Origin of the sequence: Cellulosimicrobium cellulans (assembly GCF_024124905.1) — a bacterium.
Classification (GTDB): Bacteria; Actinomycetota; Actinomycetes; order Actinomycetales; family Cellulomonadaceae; genus Cellulosimicrobium; species Cellulosimicrobium cellulans_G.
On the sequence record NZ_JAMXST010000007.1, the window covers coordinates 1 to 22,214 of the forward strand.

The 22,214-nt window shown below is 74.8% G+C and carries 24 protein-coding genes; 13 read left to right on the forward strand and 11 right to left on the reverse strand.

Features of this window, described 5'->3' with window-relative positions:
• Positions 1-33 precede the first annotated feature (33 nt).
• Together NHH00_RS19200 and NHH00_RS19205 are read right to left on the reverse strand one after the other, a co-directional pair.
• Positions 34-807: an HAD-IIA family hydrolase gene (locus NHH00_RS19200; protein ID WP_047233591.1), complete on the reverse strand. Its 774-nt coding sequence runs from the start codon at positions 805-807 to the stop codon at positions 34-36.
• 1 nt (position 808) lies between these two features.
• Entirely contained in the window at positions 809-1,624 is an 816-nt protein-coding gene (locus tag NHH00_RS19205; RefSeq protein WP_374615324.1) for a VTT domain-containing protein, read from the reverse strand.
• 118 nt (positions 1,625-1,742) lie between these two features.
• Here NHH00_RS19205 and NHH00_RS19210 point away from each other — a divergent pair, with 118 nt between their 5' ends.
• The 3 genes from NHH00_RS19210 to fbaA all read left to right on the forward strand — a co-directional run bounded on the left by NHH00_RS19210 (position 1,743) and on the right by fbaA (position 4,480).
• Complete coding sequence (locus tag NHH00_RS19210) at positions 1,743-2,582, forward strand: SDR family oxidoreductase (RefSeq protein WP_253055144.1); 840 nt, start codon at positions 1,743-1,745, stop codon at positions 2,580-2,582.
• 23 nt (positions 2,583-2,605) lie between these two features.
• On the forward strand, positions 2,606-3,388 hold the full coding sequence (locus NHH00_RS19215) for a TrmH family RNA methyltransferase (RefSeq protein WP_374615371.1): 783 nt from the start codon (positions 2,606-2,608) through the stop codon (positions 3,386-3,388).
• A 69-nt stretch (positions 3,389-3,457) separates the two neighbouring features.
• On the forward strand, positions 3,458-4,480 hold the full coding sequence (fbaA, locus tag NHH00_RS19220) for a class II fructose-bisphosphate aldolase (RefSeq protein WP_253055145.1): 1,023 nt from the start codon (positions 3,458-3,460) through the stop codon (positions 4,478-4,480).
• 141 nt (positions 4,481-4,621) lie between these two features.
• Here fbaA and NHH00_RS19225 read toward each other — a convergent pair whose 3' ends face one another.
• On the reverse strand, positions 4,622-5,047 hold the full coding sequence (locus tag NHH00_RS19225) for an STAS domain-containing protein (RefSeq protein ID WP_374615326.1): 426 nt from the start codon (positions 5,045-5,047) through the stop codon (positions 4,622-4,624).
• Between the two features lie 138 nt (positions 5,048-5,185).
• Here NHH00_RS19225 and NHH00_RS19230 point away from each other — a divergent pair, with 138 nt between their 5' ends.
• Positions 5,186-7,408: a SpoIIE family protein phosphatase gene (locus tag NHH00_RS19230; RefSeq protein ID WP_253055146.1), complete on the forward strand. Its 2,223-nt coding sequence runs from the start codon at positions 5,186-5,188 to the stop codon at positions 7,406-7,408.
• A gap of 27 nt (positions 7,409-7,435) precedes the next feature.
• Here the strand turns inward: NHH00_RS19230 and NHH00_RS19235 are convergent, their stop codons facing one another.
• Complete coding sequence (locus NHH00_RS19235; RefSeq protein ID WP_047233594.1) at positions 7,436-7,798, reverse strand: STAS domain-containing protein; 363 nt, start codon at positions 7,796-7,798, stop codon at positions 7,436-7,438.
• A gap of 75 nt (positions 7,799-7,873) precedes the next feature.
• Positions 7,874-8,308, reverse strand: coding sequence for a DUF3151 domain-containing protein (locus NHH00_RS19240; protein ID WP_087470930.1), 435 nt, complete (start codon positions 8,306-8,308; stop codon positions 7,874-7,876).
• 305 nt (positions 8,309-8,613) lie between these two features.
• Between NHH00_RS19240 and NHH00_RS19245 the strand changes: the two genes are divergently transcribed.
• Positions 8,614-9,900, forward strand: coding sequence for an adenylosuccinate synthase (locus tag NHH00_RS19245; protein WP_253055147.1), 1,287 nt, complete (start codon positions 8,614-8,616; stop codon positions 9,898-9,900).
• 87 nt (positions 9,901-9,987) lie between these two features.
• Positions 9,988-11,310, forward strand: coding sequence for a phosphoribosylamine--glycine ligase (purD, locus tag NHH00_RS19250; RefSeq protein WP_253055148.1), 1,323 nt, complete (start codon positions 9,988-9,990; stop codon positions 11,308-11,310).
• A gap of 147 nt (positions 11,311-11,457) precedes the next feature.
• Here purD and NHH00_RS19255 read toward each other — a convergent pair whose 3' ends face one another.
• Positions 11,458-13,053, reverse strand: a complete 1,596-nt coding sequence (locus NHH00_RS19255; RefSeq protein WP_253055149.1) for a ricin-type beta-trefoil lectin domain protein — start codon at positions 13,051-13,053, stop codon at positions 11,458-11,460.
• Between the two features lie 372 nt (positions 13,054-13,425).
• On the opposite strand from NHH00_RS19255, the gene NHH00_RS19260 reads away from it, so the two are divergent.
• Positions 13,426-14,370 (forward strand): phosphoribosylaminoimidazolesuccinocarboxamide synthase, encoded by a 945-nt coding sequence (locus NHH00_RS19260; protein WP_253055320.1) that lies wholly within the window; start codon positions 13,426-13,428, stop codon positions 14,368-14,370.
• Here the strand turns inward: NHH00_RS19260 and NHH00_RS19265 are convergent.
• Positions 14,348-14,725, reverse strand: a complete 378-nt coding sequence (locus NHH00_RS19265) for an HNH endonuclease signature motif containing protein (RefSeq protein ID WP_253055150.1) — start codon at positions 14,723-14,725, stop codon at positions 14,348-14,350. The two genes, NHH00_RS19260 and NHH00_RS19265, sit on opposite strands and share 23 nt — an antisense overlap.
• A 173-nt stretch (positions 14,726-14,898) precedes the next feature.
• Between NHH00_RS19265 and NHH00_RS19270 the strand changes: the two genes are divergently transcribed.
• The 6 genes from NHH00_RS19270 to NHH00_RS19295 all read left to right on the forward strand — a co-directional run bounded on the left by NHH00_RS19270 (position 14,899) and on the right by NHH00_RS19295 (position 18,581).
• A complete protein-coding gene (locus NHH00_RS19270; RefSeq protein WP_253055151.1) occupies positions 14,899-15,273 on the forward strand; it encodes a PadR family transcriptional regulator in 375 nt (124 codons plus the stop codon).
• Complete coding sequence (locus NHH00_RS19275; RefSeq protein WP_253055152.1) at positions 15,270-15,842, forward strand: hypothetical protein; 573 nt, start codon at positions 15,270-15,272, stop codon at positions 15,840-15,842. The genes NHH00_RS19270 and NHH00_RS19275 overlap by 4 nt, the downstream gene beginning before the upstream one ends.
• A 187-nt stretch (positions 15,843-16,029) precedes the next feature.
• On the forward strand, positions 16,030-16,317 hold the full coding sequence (gene purS / locus NHH00_RS19280) for a phosphoribosylformylglycinamidine synthase subunit PurS (RefSeq protein ID WP_087470936.1): 288 nt from the start codon (positions 16,030-16,032) through the stop codon (positions 16,315-16,317).
• Positions 16,317-17,036: a phosphoribosylformylglycinamidine synthase subunit PurQ gene (gene purQ / locus NHH00_RS19285; RefSeq protein ID WP_253055153.1), complete on the forward strand. Its 720-nt coding sequence runs from the start codon at positions 16,317-16,319 to the stop codon at positions 17,034-17,036. The genes purS and purQ overlap by 1 nt, the downstream gene beginning before the upstream one ends.
• A 10-nt stretch (positions 17,037-17,046) precedes the next feature.
• Entirely contained in the window at positions 17,047-18,198 is a 1,152-nt protein-coding gene (locus NHH00_RS19290) for a GNAT family N-acetyltransferase (RefSeq protein ID WP_253055154.1), read from the forward strand.
• Between the two features lie 71 nt (positions 18,199-18,269).
• The gene (locus NHH00_RS19295; protein WP_253055155.1) at positions 18,270-18,581 is read left to right on the forward strand and encodes a hypothetical protein; all 312 of its coding nucleotides are present in this window, start codon (positions 18,270-18,272) and stop codon (positions 18,579-18,581) included.
• Here NHH00_RS19295 and NHH00_RS19300 read toward each other — a convergent pair.
• The 4 genes from NHH00_RS19300 to NHH00_RS19315 form a co-directional block, all read right to left on the reverse strand.
• Positions 18,568-19,440 (reverse strand): LLM class flavin-dependent oxidoreductase, encoded by an 873-nt coding sequence (locus tag NHH00_RS19300; protein ID WP_253055156.1) that lies wholly within the window; start codon positions 19,438-19,440, stop codon positions 18,568-18,570. The genes NHH00_RS19295 and NHH00_RS19300 overlap by 14 nt on opposite strands.
• 42 nt (positions 19,441-19,482) lie before the next feature.
• Complete coding sequence (locus NHH00_RS19305) at positions 19,483-20,490, reverse strand: MBL fold metallo-hydrolase (RefSeq protein WP_253055157.1); 1,008 nt, start codon at positions 20,488-20,490, stop codon at positions 19,483-19,485.
• A gap of 11 nt (positions 20,491-20,501) precedes the next feature.
• Positions 20,502-20,990 carry a DUF7832 domain-containing protein gene (locus tag NHH00_RS19310; RefSeq protein WP_253055158.1) on the reverse strand — a complete coding sequence of 163 codons (489 nt, stop codon included), beginning with the start codon at positions 20,988-20,990 and terminating at the stop codon, positions 20,502-20,504.
• Between the two features lie 140 nt (positions 20,991-21,130).
• Positions 21,131-22,195, reverse strand: coding sequence for an LLM class flavin-dependent oxidoreductase (locus tag NHH00_RS19315; RefSeq protein WP_253055159.1), 1,065 nt, complete (start codon positions 22,193-22,195; stop codon positions 21,131-21,133).
• Positions 22,196-22,214 lie beyond the last annotated feature (19 nt).

Here is a 22,214-nt window from a genome sequence, read left to right on the forward strand (position 1 = left end):
GGCGCCGTCGTGCGTGCGGGGGGAGCGGGGGCGTCAGACCAGGTCGACGAGGTCCGCGACGGAGTCGACGACCTTGCTCGGGCGGAACGGGAACCGGTCGACGTCGGACATCTTCGTGGAGCCCGTCATGACGAGGTACGTGTACAGCCCGGCCTCGATGCCCGCGACGACGTCCGTGTCCATCCGATCGCCGATCATCGCCGTCTTCTCGGAGTGCGCGTCGATGCGGTTGAGCGCCGAGCGGAACATCATCGGGTTCGGCTTGCCGACGAAGTATGGTTTGCGGCCCGTCGCGGCCGTGATCATGGCCGCCACCGCGCCCGTCGCGGGCAGCGGGCCCTCCTGGGACGGGCCGGTCGTGTCCGGGTTGGTGCAGATGAAGCGCGAGCCGCCGAGGATGAGGCGGATCGCCTTGGTGATCGCCTCGAACGAGTACGTGCGGGTCTCGCCCAGCACCACGTAGTCCGGGTCGGACTCGGTGAGCGTGTAGCCCGCCTCGTAGAGCGCCGTCGTCAGCCCCGCCTCGCCGACCGCGTACGCGCTGCCGCTCGGGATCTGGTCGCTGAGGAACTGGGCGGTGGCCAGCGCCGACGTCCAGATCGACTCCTCGGGCACGTCGATGCCCGACGTCGCGAGGCGCGCGCGCAGGTCGCGCGCCGTGAAGATCGAGTTGTTCGTGAGGATGAGGAACGGGCGGCCCTTGTCGCGCAGCGCCCGCACGAACTCGGGGGCGCCGGGGATCGCGTGCCCCTCGTGGACGAGCACGCCGTCCATGTCCGTCAGCCAGCTCGTGATCTCTCGTGTCATCTCAGGCGTCCTTCCCGTCCTTCTCGCCCTGCCCGACGGCGGTCGTGCCCTCGGTGACGGCCGGATCGCCGTCGGTGCCCGCCGCGTCGGCCGCGACCTGCGCCTCGAGCGCCGCGGCGCGCTTCTCGGCGCGGCGCCCGCGCCAGACCTCCACGATCATCGGGACCACCGAGAGGAACACGATGAGCAGGACGAGCGCCTCGATGTTGTCCTTGACGAACGTGATGTTCCCCAGCAGGTAGCCGAGCCACGTGAGGCCCACGGCCCACAGCAGCGCACCGAGCGCGTTGAACCCCACGAAGTGCCGGTAGTGCATCTTGCCGACGCCCGCGGCGACCGGCGCGTACGTGCGCACGATGGGCACGAAGCGGGCGATGACGATCGTCCGGCCGCCGTACTTCTCGAAGTAGGCGTTGGTCTGGTCGATGTACTTGCGCTTGAAGAACCGCGAGTCCGGGCGGTCGAACACCTTGGGCCCGACGGTGCGTCCGATGAGGTACGCCGTCTGGTCGCCGAGGAACGCCGCGGCGAAGAGCAGCGCGAGCAGCACGGGCAGGCTGATCTGCAGCGAGTCCTGCGCGACGAGCGCGCCCGCGGTGAAGAGCAGCGAGTCGCCCGGCAGGATCGGGAACAGCAGGCCCGTCTCGATGAAGATCACGACCACGATGCCGACGAGCGCGGCGTCCCCGAAGCGCTCGATGAGCGTCATCGGGTCCATCCAGTCCGGGCCGAGGGCGGCGACGGGTCCGGCGGCGCCGAGGCCCGCGGCGTGCGCGGCCCCGGGCAGGGCGGAGGCGAGCTCGGCGAGGGTGTTCACGGGTCACCAGCGTAGTGGGGGCCGGGCACCCGCCCCCGACGCCGGGTGTGCTCCGGCTGTGAAGGTCCCGCGCGGCCCGTCTGCCGGTCCTGGGCCGGCGCCGGGCAGAATGTCCGGCATGGCGAGCATCGCGGTGGTGGGCGGGACCGGCGCGGCAGGCCGCGCCGTCGTGCAGGAGGCCGCCGCGCGCGGCCACGAGGTGCGCGTGCTCTCGCGGCACGCGCCCGACGACGACGCGCGCGTCGCGGGCACGACGCACCACCGCGTCGACCTCCTCGGGTCCGACGGCGCCGTCGTCGCGGCGCTCGACGCGGCGCTCGCTGGGACCGACGCCGTGGTCGACGCGAGCAACGGGATGTCGCCGGGGGCGATGAAGGTGTTCACGGTCGGGGCGGGCCGCCTGGCGGAGGCGGCGCGCCGCGCCGGGACGGGCCGCGTCGTCGTGCTCTCCATCGTGAACGTCGACCAGGGGGACTACGGGTACTACCGCGCGAAGGCCGAGCAGGAGCGGGTCCTGTCGTCCGGCGGCGTCCCGACGACGGTCGTGCGCGCGACCCAGTTCCACGAGTTCCTCGAGATCTTCCTCGGGCGCGACGGGCGGCTCGGCCGGTGGGCTCGCCTCGGCCTCCTGCCCGTGCCGCGCGGGGTGCGGTTCCAGCCGATCGCGCTCGCCGACGTCGCGCGGGCGCTCGTCGACGCCGCCGAGGGGACGCCGCCCGCGGGCGGCGTGCCGGGGCCGGGGCCGGACGCGACGACGGTGACGATCGGCGGCCCCGAGGTCCTCGACGCCCGCGAGATGGCGCGCGCGTGGCGCGCCGCGCACGGCTCGCGCCGCCCCGTCGTCGGGGTGCCTCTGCCCGGGCCGCTGGGCGAGTTCTTCCGCGCGGGCCGCAACCTCGTGCCCGAGCGCCGCTACGGGACGGTCACGTACCGCGACTGGCTCGGGTCCCGCGCGTGACGCCGTCCGACGCCCCGCGCGAGGTGCCGCCCGGGGCGCGCCCCGCCGTCGGGCACGACGGCGAGCGCGCCGAGGACCGCGCCGAGGAGCGGGAGGTGGGGGTCGGGCCGTGGCCCGGCGGGCCGGACGCGTGGCCGCGCGTCCCGGACCCCGAGGGCCCGCCCGGGGCGACCCGCGTCGACCCGCGCTACGACCCCGAGCTGCTCGCGCACGGCGACCGGCGCAACGTCGTCGACGCCTACCGCTACTGGACCGTCGAGGCGGTCGTCGCGGACCTCGACGCGCGCCGCGACCCGGCGCGCTCCCTGCACGTCGCGATCGAGAACTGGGCGCACGACCTCAACATCGGCTCCGTCGTGCGCACGGCGAACGCGTTCAACGTGGCGGGCGTGCACGTCGTCGGGCGGCGCCGGTGGAACCGTCGCGGCGCGATGGTCACCGACCGCTACCTCCACGTGCACCACCACGCGTCCGTCGACGACCTCGCGACCTGGGCCGCGGGGGAGGGGCTGCCGCTCCTCGGCGTCGACAACCTCCCGGGCTCCGTCCCGATCGAGGGGTACGCGCTGCCCGCGTCGTGCGTGCTGCTGCTCGGCCAGGAGTCGACCGGGCTGACGCCCGAGGCGGTCGCCGCGTGCCGTGCCGTCCTGCACATCACCCAGCACGGCTCGACCCGATCCCTCAACGCCGGGGCGGCGGGCGCGATCGCCCTGCACGCGTGGGCCGCGCAGCACCTCGCCCCGGGCGACGGCGCGACGGAGGGCCGGGCCGTGGTCACGCGGCGACCACAGGTCGAACGGCCCTGACCCTGCGCTGTCATCCATGCCAGACTTTGACCTGACAGTCCACCCCGCACGACTCCACAGGAGCTCCGCATGCCCATCGCAACCCCCGAGGTCTACGCCGAGATGATCGACCGGGCGAAGGCAGGCTCGTTCGCCTACCCGGCCGTCAACATCACCTCGTCGCAGACCATCACCGCCGCGCTCCAGGGCTTTGCCGAGGCCGAGTCCGACGGCATCATCCAGGTCTCCGTGGGCGGCGCCGAGTACGGCTCGGGTTCGACGGTCAAGGACCGCATCGCCGGTTCGCTCGCGCTCGCGGCGTACGCGCGCGAGGTCGCGAAGAACTACCCGGTGCAGATCGCGATCCACACCGACCACTGCGTCAAGAAGAACCTCGACTCGTGGGTCCGCCCGCTCCTGGCCCTCGAGGCCGAGCAGGTGAAGAACGGCGGCCTGCCGACGTTCCAGTCGCACATGTACGACGGCTCCGACGTCCCGCTGGACGAGAACCTCACGATCGCGGCGGAGCTCCTCGAGCTCTCGCAGGCCGCGCGCACGATCCTCGAGATCGAGGTCGGCGTCGTCGGCGGCGAGGAGGACGGCCACGAGGCCGAGATCAACGAGAAGCTCTACACCACGGTCGAGGACGGCCTCGCGACGGTCGCGGCGCTCGGCACGGGCGAGAAGGGCCGCTACCTGACGGCCCTCACGTTCGGCAACGTGCACGGCGTGTACAAGCCGGGCGCGGTCAAGCTCCGCCCGGAGATCCTCAAGGAGATCCAGGACGCCGTCGGCGCGAAGGTCGGCAAGGCGAACCCGTTCGACCTGGTCTTCCACGGCGGCTCGGGCTCCACGGCCGAGGAGATCTCGGCCGCGGTCGACTTCGGCGTCATCAAGATGAACATCGACACCGACACGCAGTACGCGTTCACGCGTCCGGTCGTCGGCCACATGTTCTCGAACTACGACGGCGTCCTGAAGGTCGACGGCGAGGTCGGCAACAAGAAGGCCTACGACCCGCGCGCCTGGGGCAAGCTGGCCGAGGCCGGCATGGCCGCCCGCATCATCGAGGCGTCGCAGCAGCTGCGCTCGGCGGGCAACAAGATCCGCTGACGCCCCGAGAGCCGGCGCTGCGCCGGCTCCGGACGCGCGAAGGCCCCCGGTCCGTACGGACCGGGGGCCTTCGTCGTGGGTCGTGCCGGTGGGATTCCGGTGACGCCGGGTCGTGACCCGTGCGGCAGGGTGGCGCCGGCCTCAGTCCGTGGCGCCCGCGCCGTTGCCCGGAGGCTCGTCGAGGTCGAAGCCGGGGTCCACGTCGACGATGTCGAGCAGCTCGCCGATGCGGGTCACCTCGAGGAGGAACCGGACCGTCGGCGGAGCGCGCAGGACGCGGACCCGGTGCGGGCCGCGCGACGCGAGACGCGCGAGGAACGCCACGCCGGACGAGTCCATGAAGGTGACGTGGTGCGCGTCGATCTCGACGGGGAGCCCGGAGTCCTCCGCCGCGGCGGTCGCCTCCTGGAGGTCGGCGCCGAGGTCGGCGTCGATCTCGCCCGAGAGGACGATGCGGGCCCGCGTCGTCCCCACGATGACGTGCACGCTCGCCGGGTCGCCCGCCCCGGCGGGGTCGCCGGCGACGCCGACCGGACGGTCGGCGGCCGAGGGTGTACCTTCGCGCACCGGCGCTCCTCTCTGCGTGGTCCCGACCCGTTCCGGTCTCGGGAAGCACCAATCTACGGTTGAATGTCCAGTCGGGACAGTAACGCGACCGTGGCGTCCGGATCCAGACGATCGACGCACGGACCGTCGGAGGTGACGATGGGCAGCTCGCCGGGGCTCGGCACCGACCTGCCCGCGCACGTCCAGGAGCTCTGCACGCGCGCCATGGAGGGCGCCGGCGTCGCGATGTTCGTCACCGGCCCCCGCTCGGACGAGATGCCGATCGTGTGGGTGAACGCCGCGTTCGAGCGCCAGACCGGGTTCGCCGCGGCCGAGGTCGTCGGCCGCAGCCCCCACGTCCTCGAGTCGCTCCTGTCGGAGCCGGTGGACGCGCAGGAGCTGCGCACGGCCATCGCGGAGGAGCGCGAGATCACGCACACGGTCCGCGCGCTGCGCCGCGACGGCTCCCCGGTGTGGACGCAGCTCTCGCTCGCCCCGCTCGCCGGCCCGGACGGCGCCGTCACCCACTGGGTCGGGGTGCAGGTCGACGTCTCCGAGCACCTCGAGCGGTACGCGGCCCAGGTCGCGTCCCTCGCGCTGGAGCGGCGCGAGCGTGCCGTGCTCGACGTCGTCTCCCGCAGCTCGGACCTCCTGGCCGACCTCGACCAGCCGTACGCGCTGCGTGACATCACCGAGCTCCTCGCGGGGTACGTCGTCGACTGGGCCGGCTTCTACCTCAACGACGACGGGCTCCGGTACGCGGAGGGCGTCGACACGGCAGCGCCCCCGAGCGGCCGGGGTCAGCGCCACGGCCGCTACACGCCCGGCGCGTTCCCGGTCGCGCCCGGCCTGCACACGACCGACGCGCTCGGCGACTCCGCGGCCGTCACCGGCTCGGTGCCGCGCGTGCGCCTGGTGGACGTGCCCGACCGCGTCCAGGACGTCCTGGACGGGCGCATCGAGGGCCCCGTCACCCTCGACCTCTCCTCGACGTACCCGCAGTGGTCGGCCTCCGGCTGGCTCCAGCGCGACCTGCACCACCGGCTCGCCGGCCTGCCGCACCGTCCGGGCTCCGTGACGGTCACGGCGGTCCCGGGTCGACGCCGCATCCTCGGCCTGCTCGTCACGGGCGACGCGTCCGACGTGGGGCCCCACGGGCTCGGCACCGAGACGGAGGCGCGCGAGGGCGTGCGCACGCTCCTGCAGGTCATCGCGCGCCGCGCCGGCACCGCGATCGACAACGTACGGCTCTACGCGCGCGAGCACCGCCTCGCCGAGACGCTGCAGCGGGCGATGCTGCCCGAGCAGGCCGACGTCACCGGGCTCGACGTCTGGACCTACTACGCGCCCAACTCCGAGCACGCCCAGGTGGGCGGCGACTGGTACGACGTCCTGCAGATCGCGCCGGACGTCGTCGGGCTCGTCATCGGCGACGTCGTGGGCCACGACGTCGAGGCGGCGGCCGCGATGGGCCAGCTCCGCTCGGTCGTCCGGTCGTACGCGTACGAGCTCACGACGCCCGGGCCGGTGCTCGAGCGCGTCGACCAGCTCGTCCAGGGCATGCGCATCCCGCGCTCCGCGAGCCTCGTGTACGCGGCGCTCACGCAGCCCGACGCCGAGCAGCCCGACGACGCGTGGCGGATCGAGTACTCGCGCGCCGGGCACCTGCCCCCGCTCCTGCTGCGCGACGGCACGGTGACGCAGCTCGACGACGCCGGGGGCGCGCTCGTCGGGTTCGGCGGCCGCAGCAGGTCGACGGGCGTCGCGGCGCTCGCGCCGGGCGACACGCTCGTCTTCTACACCGACGGGCTCATCGAGCGCCGGGACCGCGCCCTGCGGGTGGGGCTCGAGGCGCTCGTCGCGGCGTCCGAGGCCGTCACGGCCGTCGACGCCGCGGGCGTGGGCGAGGAGCTGCTGTCCCGCCTCGCAGACGCCCCCGAGGACGACGTCGCGCTCGTCGTGGTGCGCATCCCCGACCCGGTGCACGACGCGTCGGCCGTCGTGCTGAGCCCGCGCAGCCGCCGCTGGCTCCTGCCGAGCGAGCCCGCGTCGATCGGGCGCGCGCGGCACGCCGTCGTGCGCACGTGCCAGGCGTGGGGCGTGCGCGACAGCGCGAACGCGGAGCTCGTCGTCTCCGAGCTGGTGGCGAACGGCGTCCTGCACGGCTGGGGGCACCTCGCGCTGCGCCTCTTCGACACGGGCGACGGCATCCGCGTCGAGGTGGAGGACTCCAACCCGGCGCCGCCCGTCCCGACGGACGGGCACCCGAACCGCATGGGCGGGTTCGGCATGCAGATCGTCGAGCGGCTCGCGGACTGGGGCTGGCGCCCGACGGCGTCCGGCAAGCTCGTCTGGGCGACGCTGCGGCCCTCCGGGCGGTAGCCGGTCGTCGCCGACGAGACCCGACCGTCAGGCCGGGGGCTCGACCTTCGCGAAGCCGGACGGCGGCGTCGCGGGCTCGCAGCGGTGGTCGGAGTCGATGCGGAAGAGCTCGAGCGCCCCGCACACCTCCAGCACGAACAGGTCGCGGTCGTCGCAGCCGCGCAGCACCGTGGCGCCGCCGCGCTTGCGTCCCGAGTCCGCGAGCGAGATGAGGAACGCGGCGCCGGTGGAGTCCATGAACGTCACGCGGCACATGTCGATCACGAGGAGCTGACGGCGCAGCCCGACGACGCGGGCCGCGATCTCCGGGAACTGGTCGCGCTCGGCGAGATCGAGGTCTCCGGCGATGACGAGAGTCGTCGTCGCGGGGGAGGTGGCGATCTCGATCATGTCGTCGACTCTAATCGTCGCCCGGGTGGGTCGCGCGCCCACCGCCCCTGCACGGCGGTCGCGCGACCCGGGCCGTCAGCGCAGCGCGCGGACCTCATCGGCCGACGTGCCGGAGTCGCGCAGGAACTGCTCGCAGCGCTCGGCCTCCTCGACCTCGCCGATGTACGCCGCGCACTCCGCGAGCGCGAGCAGCGCCCGCAGGAAGCCCTGGTTCGGGACGTGGTCGGCGGGAATCGGTCCCTGACCCCGCCAGCCGGCCCGGCGCAGGGAGTCGAGGCCGCGGTGGTACCCGGTGCGCGCGAACGCGTAGGCCGTCACGGCGCCGCGGGACCCGTTCTCGTGGAGGAAGTCCTCGGCGAGGTACGCCCACGCGAGCGAGCTCGCCGGGGTGCGGGCCGCGATCTCGTACGGGTCGCCGTCGGCGGCGATGGCGTCGCGGACGTGCGCGAAGTCGTCGGGGAGGCGGACCGGCGCGGGGCCGTCGAGGAGGTTCGCGTGCGTGTCGCTCATGGAGCCATTCTGCCCGCCCGGGATGCGCCCGGCACCGGAACGTGCCGAACCCGGGGTCGCTCCCCACGCGGGCCGCACGATGAGGAGCGATCACGGGCTCGGCGGACGCGCCGTGGACGACGGACGCCCGAAAGGTCAATGGCCGGTAAACTCGGCGCCGGTCCCCGGGTGACTGCCGCCCGGGTGACGCCTCGGGCCCGCGGGCCCAGCGCCGTCGGGCACGACCTGCCCGCTCCGCTCCGGACGCCGGTGCGCCCACGACCATGACCGGCCCGAGGAACAGGCAGTGCGAAAGTGGGGATTCCATGCCAGGCGTGGTGCTCGTCGGTGCCCAGTGGGGCGATGAGGGCAAGGGCAAGGCGACCGACCTCCTCGGCTCCCGGGTCGACTACGTGGTCAAGTTCAACGGCGGCAACAACGCCGGCCACACGGTCGTCATCGGGGACGAGAAGTACGCGCTCCACCTGCTGCCGTCGGGCATCCTGTCCCCGGGCGTCACGCCGGTCATCGCGAACGGCGTCGTCGTGGACATCGAGGTGCTGTTCCAGGAGCTCGACGACCTGATCTCGCGCGGCGTGGACGTCTCGCGCCTGCTCGTCTCGGGCTCGGCGCACGTCATCGCGGGCTACCACCGCACGATCGACAAGGTGAGCGAGCGGTTCCTCGGCAAGCGCCGCATCGGCACGACCGGCCGCGGGATCGGCCCGGCGTACGCGGACAAGATCAACCGCGTCGGGATCCGCATCTGGGACCTGTTCGACGAGAAGATCCTCGCGGAGAAGATCGAGGGCTCGCTCGACCAGAAGAACCACCTGCTGGTGAAGGTCTACAACCGCCGCGCCATCACGGTCGACGAGACCGTGGCCGAGCTGCTGCAGTACGCCGACCGGCTCAAGCCGATGGTGGCGGACACGGCGCTCGAGCTGAACAAGGCGCTCGACGCGGGCAAGAACGTCCTCTTCGAGGGCGGCCAGGCGACGATGCTCGACGTCGACCACGGGACGTACCCGTTCGTCACGTCGTCCAACGCGACCGCGGGCGGCGCGCTCACAGGCTCCGGCGTCGGGCCGACGCGCGTCAGCTCCGTGATCGGCGTCATCAAGGCGTACACGACCCGCGTGGGCGAGGGCCCGTTCCCGACCGAGCTGTTCGACGCGAACGGCGAGTACCTGCTCAAGCAGGGCGGCGAGTACGGCGTGACGACGGGCCGCGCGCGCCGCTGCGGCTGGTACGACTCGGTGATCGCGCGCTACGCGACCCGCGTCAACGGCATCACCGACATGGTGCTCACCAAGCTCGACATCCTCACCGGGTTCGAGAAGGTGCCGGTGTGCGTCGCGTACGACGTGGACGGCGTCCGGTACGACGAGATGCCGCTCGACCAGACCGCGTTCCACCACGCGAAGCCGATCTACGAGGAGCTCGACGGCTGGTGGGAGGACATCTCCGGCGCCCGCACGTTCGAGGACCTGCCGACGAACGCGCAGCGCTACGTGCTCGCGCTCGAGGAGATGTCCGGCACCCGGATCTCCGCGATCGGCGTCGGCCCGAGCCGCGACGCGATCATCCCGCGCCACGACCTCATCCACTGACGCCTCGTCGCCGAGCCGACGACGGACGCCGACCACGGCCCGGACGCCCCGCGGGGTGTCCGGGCCGTCTCGGTAGACTCGGCGCCCGTGAAGATCCTCGTCGTCGGGACCGGTGCCCGCGAGCACGCCATCGTCCACGCCCTCGCGCACGAGGCCGACCGCCCGGGCGCCGAGCCGCACGAGCTGCACGCCGCCCCCGGGAACCCCGGCATCGGGGACCTCGCGACGCTGCACGCGGTCGACCAGAACGACGGCGCCGCGGTGGCCGCGCTCGCGACCGGCCTGGGCGTCGACCTCGTCGTCGTCGGCCCGGAGGCGCCGCTCGTCGCGGGCGTCGGGGACGCGGTGCGCGAGGCGGGGATCCCGGTGTTCGGGCCCAGCGCCGAGGCGGCGCGGCTCGAGGGCTCCAAGGCGTTCGCCAAGGACGTCATGGCGGCGGCGTCCGTCCCGACGGCGCTCGCGCACGTCTGCACCGACGTCGACCAGGTCGCGGCCGCGGTCGACGCGTTCGGCGCCCCCTACGTCATCAAGGACGACGGCCTCGCCGCGGGCAAGGGCGTCGTCGTCACGGAGGACCGGCAGGCCGCGCTCGAGCACGCCGCGGCGTGCTTCGCGACCCCGCGCCGCGCCGCCGACGGCACGCCCGAGGACCCGCGCGTCGTCGTCGAGGAGTACCTCGACGGCCCGGAGGTCTCGCTCTTCTGCGTGAGCGACGGCGCGACCGTCGTCCCGCTCGCGCCGGCCCAGGACTTCAAGCGCGCGTTCGACGCCGACGCCGGTCCCAACACGGGCGGCATGGGCGCCTACAGCCCGCTCCCCTGGGCGCCGGAGGGCCTCGTCGACGAGGTCGTCACGCGCGTCGCGCAGCCGACGATCGACGAGATGGCGCGCCGCGGCACCCCGTTCGTCGGCGTCCTGTACGTGGGGCTCGCGCTGACGAGCCGCGGCACGCGCGTCGTCGAGTTCAACGCGCGGTTCGGAGACCCGGAGACGCAGTCCGTGCTCACGCGCCTCGCGACGCCGCTGTCCGCCGTGATGCTCGCGGCGGCGCAGGGACGCCTCGCCGAGGTCGGCCCGCTGCGCTGGCACGACGACGCGTCGGTCACCGTCGTCGTCGCGGCGCACGGCTACCCGGGCGCCGTGCGCGGAGGCGACCCGATCACGGGCATCGACGCGGCGGAGGCCGTCGAGGGCGTGCACGTGCTCCACGCGGGGACGTCGCGCGGGGACGACGGCGGCCTGGTCGCCGCGGGCGGCCGCGTGCTGTCGGTCGTGGCGCGCGGCGCCGACCTGGCCGAGGCGCGCCGTCGGGCGTACGCCGCGGTCGACCGCATCGTGCTCCCGGGCTCGCACCACCGCACGGACATCGCGGCGAAGGCCGCCGCGGGCGAGGTCACCCTCGCGGGCTGACGCCCGCCGTCGGGCCGCCCGCCGACCCCGACGCGCCCGGGCGCCCGGGCGCACGACCTCTCCCGCCGTTGAACACGACATGGCGGTCGCTTTCACGCTGATAACGACCCCCATGTCGTGTTCGGCGCCCTGGGGGGGTGGGTCCTGTCAGGCTCGGTGCCACTTCTGGGCCGCGGTGCCGTTGCACGTCCAGATCTGGAGCTTCGTCCCGTCGGTGCTGTTGCTGCTCGGGACGTCCACGCACTTGTTCGCGAGGACGGACACGAGGTCGCCCGCGCCGCTCAGGACGAACTGCTGGGCGGGGTTGCCGCTGCAGTTCGCGAGCTGCACGGCGGTCCCGTCGGCCGTGGCGGCCCAGGCCACGTCCATGCACTTGCCACCCGCGCGGACCGTGCCGTCGGGCTCGAACGTCCAGCGCTGCGCGCTCGTCCCGTTGCAGGTCCAGAGCTGGAGCCGCTTGCCGTCGCTGAAGTCCGAGCTCGGGACGTCGATGCACTTGCCCGCGAGCCCGACGAGCGCGCTGCCCGAGCCGCCGCCCGTGGTGACGAGGGACAGCCCGTACGCCGAGAGGATCGGGTTCACGGGCTGGTAGATGAACTTGCCGCCGTTCGAGCAGTCGTTGATACGGCCCGACGTGACGCCCTGCGCCTGGTTGCCCGAGATCACGGAGCCGCCGGAGTCGCCGCCCTCGGCGCACGCGGAGCCGCGCACGAGCCCGGGGATGTCGCCGTTGCCGTAGTTCACGGTGATGTTCTTCTGCTCGATGACGCCGCAGCGCCAGCCCGTCGTCGCGCCGGACCGGCAGACGGACGCGCCCACGGGCGCCTCGGCGGACCCGGCGACGTCGACCGTGCCGCCCGCGTAGTTGTTCACGCGGGGGACGGGGGTGAACCCGGCGTCGACGCGCACCCAGGCGTAGTCGTGGCCGGGGAACGACGCCGCCTGGACCGTGCCCATGCGCGCCCAGCTCGCCGTGAGCACCTCCTTGCCGGCGGCGCCGCAGTGCCCGGCCGTGACGAAGCCGCCCTGGACGGCGAAGCCGATCGAGCAGGCCGAGCCCGACGACGCCCCGGGGTCCCGCGTGATGTACCGGTCGCCGCCGCGCACGTCGGCCGCGAGCTCGTACGGTGCGTCGACGACCTCGGTCCGTACGGCCGACGGGTCGACCCCCGACGCGGCGACGAACGCCTCGGCCGCGCCGGCGTCGAGCGACTCGACCACGACCTCGTTCGTCGTCACGTCCACGTACCAGGCCTGGACGGCGTCGGGCGTCCCCGCGTGGTCGAGGTCTGCGGCGAGCGCGTCCAGGTCGGCGAGGCTGTGCTCGACGACGACGGCCTCGGCGCCGGCCGCCTCGACCTCCGGGACGGCGGAGGGGTCCGTGACGGCGACGACGGGCGTCGCGGCGTCGGCGTCGACCCACGTGCCGGCGTACGCCGCGCCCAGACCGCCGCTCAGCGACTGCTCGACGGCGCCTGTCGCGGCGTCGAGCGCGAGCCGGTCGGCGACGCCGGCCGCGTCGAGGCCCAGGTCGCGCTCCAGCGCGCGGAGCTGGCCGGGGGACAGGTCGTCGGGCCCGGGAACGGGGTCGGCGAGCAGCGCGGGGGCCCCGGCCCCGGTGGTCGGCGGTGCGGCGACGGGTGCGCTCGCGCTCGCCGACGTCGCGAGCCCGACGCTCGCGGCGATCACGCCGATCCCGGTTGCTAGCGCTGTCAGGCGATGGTGCATCGTGCCGTGGTGCATCGTTGCCTCCTCGGTGCGGATGTCGCCCTGCCGTCGTCGGCAGGGTCGGGACAGCGGTGCGGGCGCCCCCCGAGGGGGCTGCTCCGATGCGTGCCCCCGACGGTGAGGGAGCGCTCCCACGACCGTCCTGACGGCACAGTAGCGGCTTCGGCGGCGTTCGTCGCGCCGGGTTCGACGGCGGTCCTCGTCCCGTGCTGTCAGGTGCGGTCGGCCCGGCGCCCGACGGGACGCCGGGCCGGGCCGCCTCTCGGTGGTGGGCGGGGAGGGCGACCTGTCGTCGGACACGGTGCCGCGCCGGTGGAGGGCGGTGCGAGACTAGGGGCCGTGACCGACACCCCTCAGGATCCTGCCTCGGCCCTCTCGCTCGGCGAGGTGGACGCCCTCGACACCGCGGCGCTCGACCTGCCCGGCTGGACGCACGTGTACTCCGGCAAGGTGCGCGACCTCTACGCACCGGACCTGCCCGCCGTCGGCGGCGTGCACCCGCTCGGCGACGTCGTGCTCGTCGTCGCGAGCGACCGGGTCAGCGCGTACGACCACGTGCTGTCGCCCGGGATCCCCGACAAGGGCGTCGTGCTCACGCAGCTCAGCCTGTGGTGGTTCGAGCAGCTCGCCGACCTCGTGCCGAACCACGTGGTGTCGACCGAGGTGTCGTCGGAGCCGGGCGACGGCCTCGTGCCCGACGTCGTCGCCGGCCGCGCGATGATCTGTCGCCGCCTCGACATGTTCCCCGTCGAGTGCGTGGCGCGCGGCTACCTCACCGGCTCCGGGCTCGTCGAGTACCGCGCCGGGGGAGAGGTCTGCGGCGTGCCGCTGCCCGCCGGGCTGGTCGACGGCTCGCGCCTGCCCGAGCCGATCTTCACGCCCGCGACCAAGGCTGCCGTGGGCGAGCACGACGAGAACGTCTCCTTCGACGTCGTCGCGGAGCAGATCGGCCTCGACGACGCCACGCGCCTGCGGGAGCTCACGCTCGCCGTCTACGCGCGCGCCGAGCAGATCGCGCGCGAGCGCGGCGTGATCCTCGCGGACACCAAGCTCGAGTTCGGCGTGGACCCGACCACCGGCCGGACCGTCCTCGGCGACGAGGTGCTCACGCCCGACTCGTCGCGGTTCTGGCCCGCGGACCAGTGGGAGCCGGGGCGCGCGCAGCCGAGCTACGACAAGCAGTTCGTCCGCGACTGGCTCGTGTCGCCCGCATCCGGGTGGGACCGCGCGTCCGACACCCCGCCGCCCTCGATCCCCGCAGAGGTCGTCACGCGCACCCGCGCCCGGTACCTTGAGGCGTACGAGCGGCTCACGGGCTCGACGCTCGGCTGAGTCGTCGGGCGGTCCGGGCGGCGCCCGGGCGCACGTAGGTGTGCCCGCTCGGCGCGGTCCACCGGACCGAGCCGTCGGCGAGCAGGGCGGGCCGCCAGCCGTCGCGCGCGCGCACGACCCGGTGGTGCCGGCAGAGCGCGACGAGGTTGTCGGCCTCCTGCGCGGCGGCCGCGGCGGCGTCGTCCGCGCCCGGCCGCGGTGCCACGACGTGGTCGAGGTCGCAACGGAACGCCGGGACGCGGCAGCCAGGGAAGACGCAGGTCTCGTCGCGCGCGAGGACGCGCGCGACGGTCCGCGGCGACGGTCGTGCCCTGCCGCGCTCCATGGCCGGGGCGAGTGCGAGCGGTGCTGCCACGCGAACCTCCCTGCGTCGTCGAGCCGTGGTTCGTGCGAGGGCGGGGAAGGGGCAGGACCCCGCCCTCGCACCGTGCCCGAGCGTGCGTCTCGAACACGTGTTCGACTCTAGCGGCACCCTCCGACACGCGTCGAGGGTTGGCTCTATGGGTCGTCATCCGATATATATCGTTCATGGCACCGAGCCCTCCCGCGTTCCGCATGACCGAGCAGGCGTACCTCGTGCTGCTCTCCCTCAGCGCGGAGCCGCGGCACGGGTACGCGGTGATCCAGGCCGTGCGCGAGCTGTCCGACGGCCGCACCCGGCTCGGGGCCGGCACCCTCTACGGCAACCTCGACCGGCTCGTGGCGGCCGGGCTCGTCGAGCCGACCGGCGAAGAGGTCGTCGACGGCCGCCTCCGGCGCTACTACCGCGCCACCGACGACGGGCGCCGCGCGGCCCGGACGGAGACCCTCCGCCTCGCCGAGCTCGCCGAGCGCGCGCGGCGGTCCCTGGAACGCCACGGCCCGGCGGGTGCCGCCGACGGCCTCGCGGGGAGCGGCGCGTGAGCGCGGGCGGCGCGGACCGGTACGAGCGGTCCGCCCGGTTCTGGCTCCGCGCCTACCCGCCGCGCTGGCGTCGCCTCCACGGCGACGAGGCGCTCGCGGTCCTGTTCGACCTCGCGCCCGCACCCGACGACGCCGGGGCGCCGCACGGCATCGGCGCGCGCGAGGCGTGGGGGCTGGTGCGTGCGGGCTGGGCGCTGCGCCGGCGGGAGCACCCGCCGCTCGGGCGCTGGTTGCTGTACCGGCTGTTCGACGCCCGGCCGCCCGCGCGCTACTGGTGGTGGGTGGCCGACGACATCCACGGCGTGCTCTACCCCTGGCGCGTGACCATGACGGGGCTCGGGACCGCTCTCGCGATCTTCTACGGCTGGCCGGTGCTGGCGCAGCTCCTGTTCTCCGACGACGTCACCAGGCCCGACCTCTGGCTGATCCTCCTGTGGTGCGGGACGTTCCTCGGCGGAGGGCTCCTCTTCCGCCGTTCGCACGTCGCGCGAGCGTGGCGCAAGCACGTGCTCGACGGCAACATCCCCGTGGACGTCCCGGCAGACCCGCCGCGGGCAGCCGGGGCCTGAGCCCGGCAGCGCCGTCGTGCCACGGTGCGGACGGCCGCCGGACGTCGCCCGGGCGCCCGGTAGACTGGGCGCGGAATCCCGCCGTCGGCTCCCGCTCGTCCCGTCCCACCGACCGTCCTCGACGGCCGTGACGTGGTCGGGATCCCGGAGCCCCGGCCCTCCCGAACTCTCTCGCCAAGGAGCCCCCGTGGGACGCGTCGTCGTCGAGGTCATGCCCAAGCCCGAGATCCTGGACCCGCAGGGCAAGGCCGTCGTCGGGGCGCTGCCGCGCCTCGGCTTCACCCAGTTCACGTCCGTCCGCCAGGGCAAGCGGTTCGAGCTCGAGGTCGACGGCCCGGTCACGCCGGAGATCCTCGCCGCCGCCGAGGAGGCCGCGGTCAAGGTGCTGTCGAACCCGGTGATCGAGGACGTTGTGCGCGTCGCCGACATCGAGGCCGACGCCGCCGCGACGATCACGTCCGAGGGGCTCGCCTGATGAGCGGCGCGACGCTCGCGACGGCGCGGATCGGCGTCGTCACCTTCCCCGGCACGCTCGACGACCGCGACGCGGCGCGCGCGGTGCGCCTCGCGGGCGGCGAGGCCGTGTCGCTGTGGCACGCGGACGCCGACCTGCACGGCGTCGACGCGGTCGTCCTGCCCGGTGGCTTCTCCTACGGCGACTACCTGCGCGCGGGCGCGATCAGCCGCTTCGCGCCCGTCATGGAGTCGATCGTCGACGCGGCGGCGGGCGGCATGCCGGTCCTGGGCATCTGCAACGGCTTCCAGGTCCTCACCGAGGCCCACCTGCTGCCCGGCTCGATGGTCAAGAACGACCACCTGCACTTCATCTGCCGCGAGCAGGTCCTCGTGGTCGAGAACGCCGAGACGGCCTGGACGCGCGACTACACGGTCGGCCAGCGCATCACGGTCCCGCTGAAGAACCAGGACGGGCAGTTCGTCGCGGACGACCGCACGCTCGACGAGCTCGAGGCCGAGGGCCGCGTCGTCTTCCGCTACGACGGCTGGAACCCGAACGGCTCGCGCCGCGGCATCGCCGGCATCACCAACGCCGCGGGCAACGTCGTCGGCCTCATGCCGCACCCCGAGCACGCCGTCGAGGCGGGCTTCGGGCCCGCGAACGAGGCCGGCCCCCGTGCCGGCACCGACGGGCTCGGCTTCTTCACGTCGGTCCTGGGCGCGCTCGTCCACGCATGACCGGGTCGGCGTGACCGGCGCGCCCTCGCGCGTCCTGCCCGACGGCGTCGGGGGCCCGGGCACGCGCGTCACCGTCGAGGCGGTCCCCGGGGACGACGCCGCGGCCGAGCTCCTGCGCACGCGTCAGCAGGCGGAGCTCGCCGCGCGGTACGGCGAGCCCGTCGCGGGCGCGTTCGAGCCCGAGGCGTCGGTCGCGAACGTCGTGGTCCGGGCGGGCGGCGAGCCGGTCGCGTTCGTCGCGCTGCGCGACGTGTCGGGCACGCCCGACGGCCGCGGCGGGACGCACCCCGCGCGCACCGGGGAGGTGAAGCGCCTCTGGGTCGAGCCCGACCACCGCGGCCGCGGTCACGCGCGCACCGCGATGCGGGCCGTGCACCGGCACGCGGTCGTCGCCGGGCTCGAACGCGTGGTCCTGGAGACCGGGACGCTCCAGCCCGAGTCGATCGACCTCTACCTCGCGCTCGGGTACGTCCCGATCGAGTCGTACGGCCACTACGCCGGACACCCGCTCTCGCGCTGCTTCGCGCTCGACCTGAGGGCCGCGTGCGGTCCGGGCGTCGGCACCGGCACCGCGGACGAGACGTCGGCGACGAGCGGCCGGCTCGGGGCGAGCATCCCGCGGGCGACCGTGGGCCCGAGCGAGCCCGCGAGCGTCGCTGCCCGTGAGGTCGTGGAGGTCCGCCCCGTCCCGTGGGACGACCCGGACGCGGCAGCACTGCGCCGGGAGATGCACGAGACGTCGTCCGCCGTCCTCTACCCCGAGCTGTTCGGCGGGCTCGACGCCGCGGGCGGGTTCGACGCGGTCGACGCGCGCCTGGGCGACGACGTGGTGACGACCCTCGTCGCCTACCGGGACGGGGAGGCCGTCGGGTGTGCGTCGCTGCGTCGCCCCGCACCGGGGGCGCCCGCCGACGCGCTCGAGGTGAAGAAGGTCTTCGTGCGCCCACGGGCACGCAGGACCGGGACGGCCCGCAGGCTCCTCGACGGGCTCGAGGCCGTCGCGCGCGAGCGCGGGGCGGCCCGGCTCCTGCTCGAGACGGGGATCCGCCAACCGGGCGCGATCGCGCTCTACCGCTCGCTCGGGTACCGCGCCGTCCTCGCTTTCCCGCCGTACGTCGGCGACAACCACGTCGCGCTCTGCTTCGCGAAGCCGCTGGTCTGAGGGTCGCACCAGGGGACTCTCGGGGTCGTGCCGGATATGCCCGCGGTGTCCGCCTCCGCTAGGGTGTCCCCGTGATCCCCCTCGCGACCGGTGCCTACTCCGTGGCCTCCGTCGTCATCGAGCTCCTCGGCTGGGTCGCCGCGGTCGCGTCGCGGGTGCCGGGCCGGGTCGGGGTCCTCGCGGGCGAGCTGCGCGAGACCGCCGTCGAGTGGGGGCTCCCGGTGGGCGACGTGTCCGACCTCTACGCCGCCTTCCCCGTGCGCCTCGCGCTCGCCGTCGGGGCGGTCGCGCTCGTGTGCGCGGTCGTCGCCCTCGTGCACGGCCTCCGGGAGCGTCAGCGCGCCGGCGGGTCCACCGACGCGTCGCGCGTCAGCGGGCGCTGAGCAGCGGCGCGACCTCCCGCCCGAGGAAGCGGACGAACCCCTCCACGTCCGGCTCGTCCGCGGTCGGCTGGACCGCGACGGCCGTCGCGCCCGCGTCCGCCAGGGCCAGGACGGCTGCGGCGATCGTCGCGGCGTCGCCGCCCGCGCCGATGCCCTGACCCGCCTCCTTCCCCCACAGCGGCACCTCGCGGTCGACGCGCTCCTGCGCGCCGGGACCGGTCGCCGCGATGAGCGTCGCGTGGACGTCGAAGCCGTCGACGGCTCCGCCCGCGCGTGCCGCGTCCGTCGCGACGCGCACGTCGTCCGGGGTGAGCGCGTTCGCGAGGATCAGTCCGTCGCCCAGCTCTCCTGCCAGCGCGAGCGAGCGGGGACCCACGCCCCCGAGCCACAGGGGGACGGGCTGCGTGGGAGGCCAGTCGAGCCGCACGTCGTCGAGCGTGACGTACCGCCCCGCCGTCGTGACCTCCTCGCCCGCGAGCAGGCTCCGCAGCGTCGTGGCGTGCTCGCGCAGCAACGTCAGCGGTGACGCGACACGGACCCCCGCCTGCCCCATCCACTCCTGCACGCCGTGGCCGACGCCCGCGACGAGCCGTCCGGGGAACATCCGGGCGAGCGTCGCGACCTCCATCGCGGTGATCGCCGTGCTGCGCAGCGGGGCCGGCATGAGCCCGATGCCGACGCGCACGTGCTCGGTCCAGGCCAGCGCGGCGGCAGCCGACGCGAGGCCCGACTGCTTGAAGCAGTCCTCCCACACCCAGAGGTCGTCGAGGCCGGCCTCCTCCGCGGTCGTGGCGAGCCGCCGCAGGCTCTCCGGGGCGTGGGTGGGCACGAACGCGATACCGAGCCGTGGTGTCGTCATGCCCGTCATCGTGCCGGACGCCACCGACACCCGGCCGTCCGCTCAGCCGTCGTCGCGGCGAGCGCGTGACCTGCCGCGGGCGGACCGTCGTGCGAGCGCGTCGGCCCGCGCCAGGAAGGCGAGCTGCGCCGCGACGGACTGGCGTGCCGCGGCGAGGACGGACGGGTCGACGTCGGCGTAGACGCGCGCGACGACCCGCTCCACGGCGTCGTCCGCACCCGCGGTCAGGCCGAGCGCGGCGAGCGTCGCCCGGACCTGGGACAGGCGTTCGAGCCGGTGCGCGCGGTACGCACGCACCCGTTCCGCGAGGTCGTCGACGACCGGCCCGTGGCCGGGGAGCCCCGTCGTCCGGCCCGGCCCCGCGGCGGCGACGGCCTCGATCGCGTCGAGGCTCGCGAGGTAGGCGCCGAGCGAGCCGTCGGGTGCGGCGATCACCGTCGTGCCGGTCCCGAGCACGGTGTCCCCGGTGAGGACCGTCGTGCCCGACGGCGGCCCCGCGTCGCCGGCGGCGGTGTCACCCGACCGGGTGCCGCCGGGCGGCACGTCGCCGAGGGTCGCGTCGCCGAGATGCTGGTCGGCGGGTGCCTCGCCGTCCGGGCGTGCGCCGCCCCTGGCGAGGTCGCCGGGCGTGGTGAGCGGACCGTCGTCGGGCAGGACGAGGCAGACCGAGTCGGCGGTGTGGCCCGGGGTGGCGCGCACGACGACGCGCAGCCCGGCGGCCTCGATGACCTCGCCGTCGCGCAGGGGCGAGCCACCGTGGCAGTGCGCCGGGTCCGCGGCGCGCACCGGCGCCGCGGTCCGCTCCCGCAGCCCGGGAGCCCCGGCCGTGTGGTCGGCGTGGCGGTGCGTGACGAGCACGAGCTCGACCGGCCCGGCCGCCGCCAGCGCGTCGAGGTGCACCGCGTCGTCGGGCCCCGGGTCCACGACGACGCACGTCGCCGACCCGGGCGCGCGCAGCACGTACGAGCACGTGCCGTCGAGCGTCATCGGGCCCGGGTTGTCGGCGCGCAGCACCGCGGCGAGCCGGGTCACGGGCGTGGGCGCGGTCATCTCGGGCCGCCTCAGGCGCGGTGCCGCAGGACCGACGGGCGCCCCTCGTCGTCCCACTGGGAGAAGCGCGCGTCGATGAGGGGGCCGACGAGGTCGTACGTCTCCCACGTGTCCGGCACGCGGTACACGTCCTCGGGCTCGCCGTCGCCGGGGCTCACCGCGTCGACGTAGTCCTCCAGGTAGAGGCCGCCGTCGTCCTCGTCCTCCTCGTCGCCGGCGTAGTACGCGCTCGCGAAGGCCGCGCCGACGGCGTCGAGGTCCTCGTCGACGAGCCTGCCGTCGCACACGTCGAGCACGAACGCGCCGGGCGTCGTCCTCCGGTCGCGCAGCGCGGCGAGCTCGTCCGCGGCGTCGTCGGCGAGCTCCTCGGAGACGTGCCCGCCGAGCACCGCCCACGCGAGGAACATGCCGATGTGCGTCGCGCCCGCCTCGGGGCCGGCCTCCGGCGGGTACCCCTCGCCGTCGGAGTGCCAGGCCGCGTCGTCGTACTTCGTCGTCATGCGGTGACGCTACAGCCTCCCGCCGACCACGACATGAGGGTCGATATCCCGCGGATCACGAGCCTCATGTCGTGTTCGACGGCGTGCCAGGTCGTGTTCGGCAGCGAGGCGGGTGGATGGCCCGACGGGCGGTCGGCGGGTCAGGCCGCGAAGTGGCCGGCGAGGGCGGCCGCGAGGAGCTCGAGCGTGCGGGTGCGGCCCGGGGTGGAGTCGAGCGGCTCGTCGGCGCGCGACGCCGCGACCGGCACGATCATCACCTCGTCGACGCCGTGGCGCTCGGCGAGCCGACGGACCTCGGCCGCGGCGTCGTCGGGCGTCCCGACGGCCCAGCGGCGCAGGCTGTCCTCGACCATCTGCCCGGCCGCGCCGTCGAGGGGCGCCGCCAGAGCCTCCTCCACGGTCTCCAGCGCGGTGAGCGGCTGACCGGTGCGCAGCCGCGACATCATGCGCGCCTGCGGGAGCGCGCGGGCGCGTGCCTCGTCCTCCGTCTCCGCCACGACGGCGTTGAGCGTGAGGAACGTGCGCGGCTCGGGGAACGCCTCGCTCGGGCGGTAGCCCTCGCGGTAGAGCGCGAGGATCTCGTCGACGCCCTGCCCGGAGAAGTGGTTGGCGAACACGTAGGGCAGCCCGAGCTCGGCCGCGAGGCGCGCGGAGTAGTCGCTCGACCCGAGCAGCCAGACGGTCGGTGCGCCGTCGGCGGCGGGGGTCGCGTGCACGTCGTACACCTGGCCGCTCGTGAGGCGCAGGGTCGCGCCCTGCGGGCTCATGAGCGCGAGGATGTCGGTCACGTGCTGGGGGAACCGGTCGACGTCGGCCGTCGGGCCGGTGATGCGCAGGAGCTGCGTGACGACGGGGTCGGAGCCCGGCGCGCGGCCGATGCCGAGGTCGACCCGGCCGGGGGCGATCGCCTCGAGCGCCGCGAACTGCTCCGCGACGACGAGCGGCGCGTGGTTGGGGAGCATGACCCCACCCGAGCCGACCCGGATGCGGTCGGTGACCGACGCCGCCGCGGCGATCATGACGGGCGGCGTCGACGCCGCGACCGCGGGCATGTTGTGGTGCTCGGCGAACCAGTAGCGCTCGTACCCGAGCCGGTCCGCGAGGCGGACCAGGTCGAGCGACGCCCGCACCGCCTGGGTGCTGGACTGGCCCGAGCGGACGGGCACGAGGTCGAGGACGGACAGGCGGGGGGTCTGGGTGCTCACCCTGGTGCCAACCGGCGAC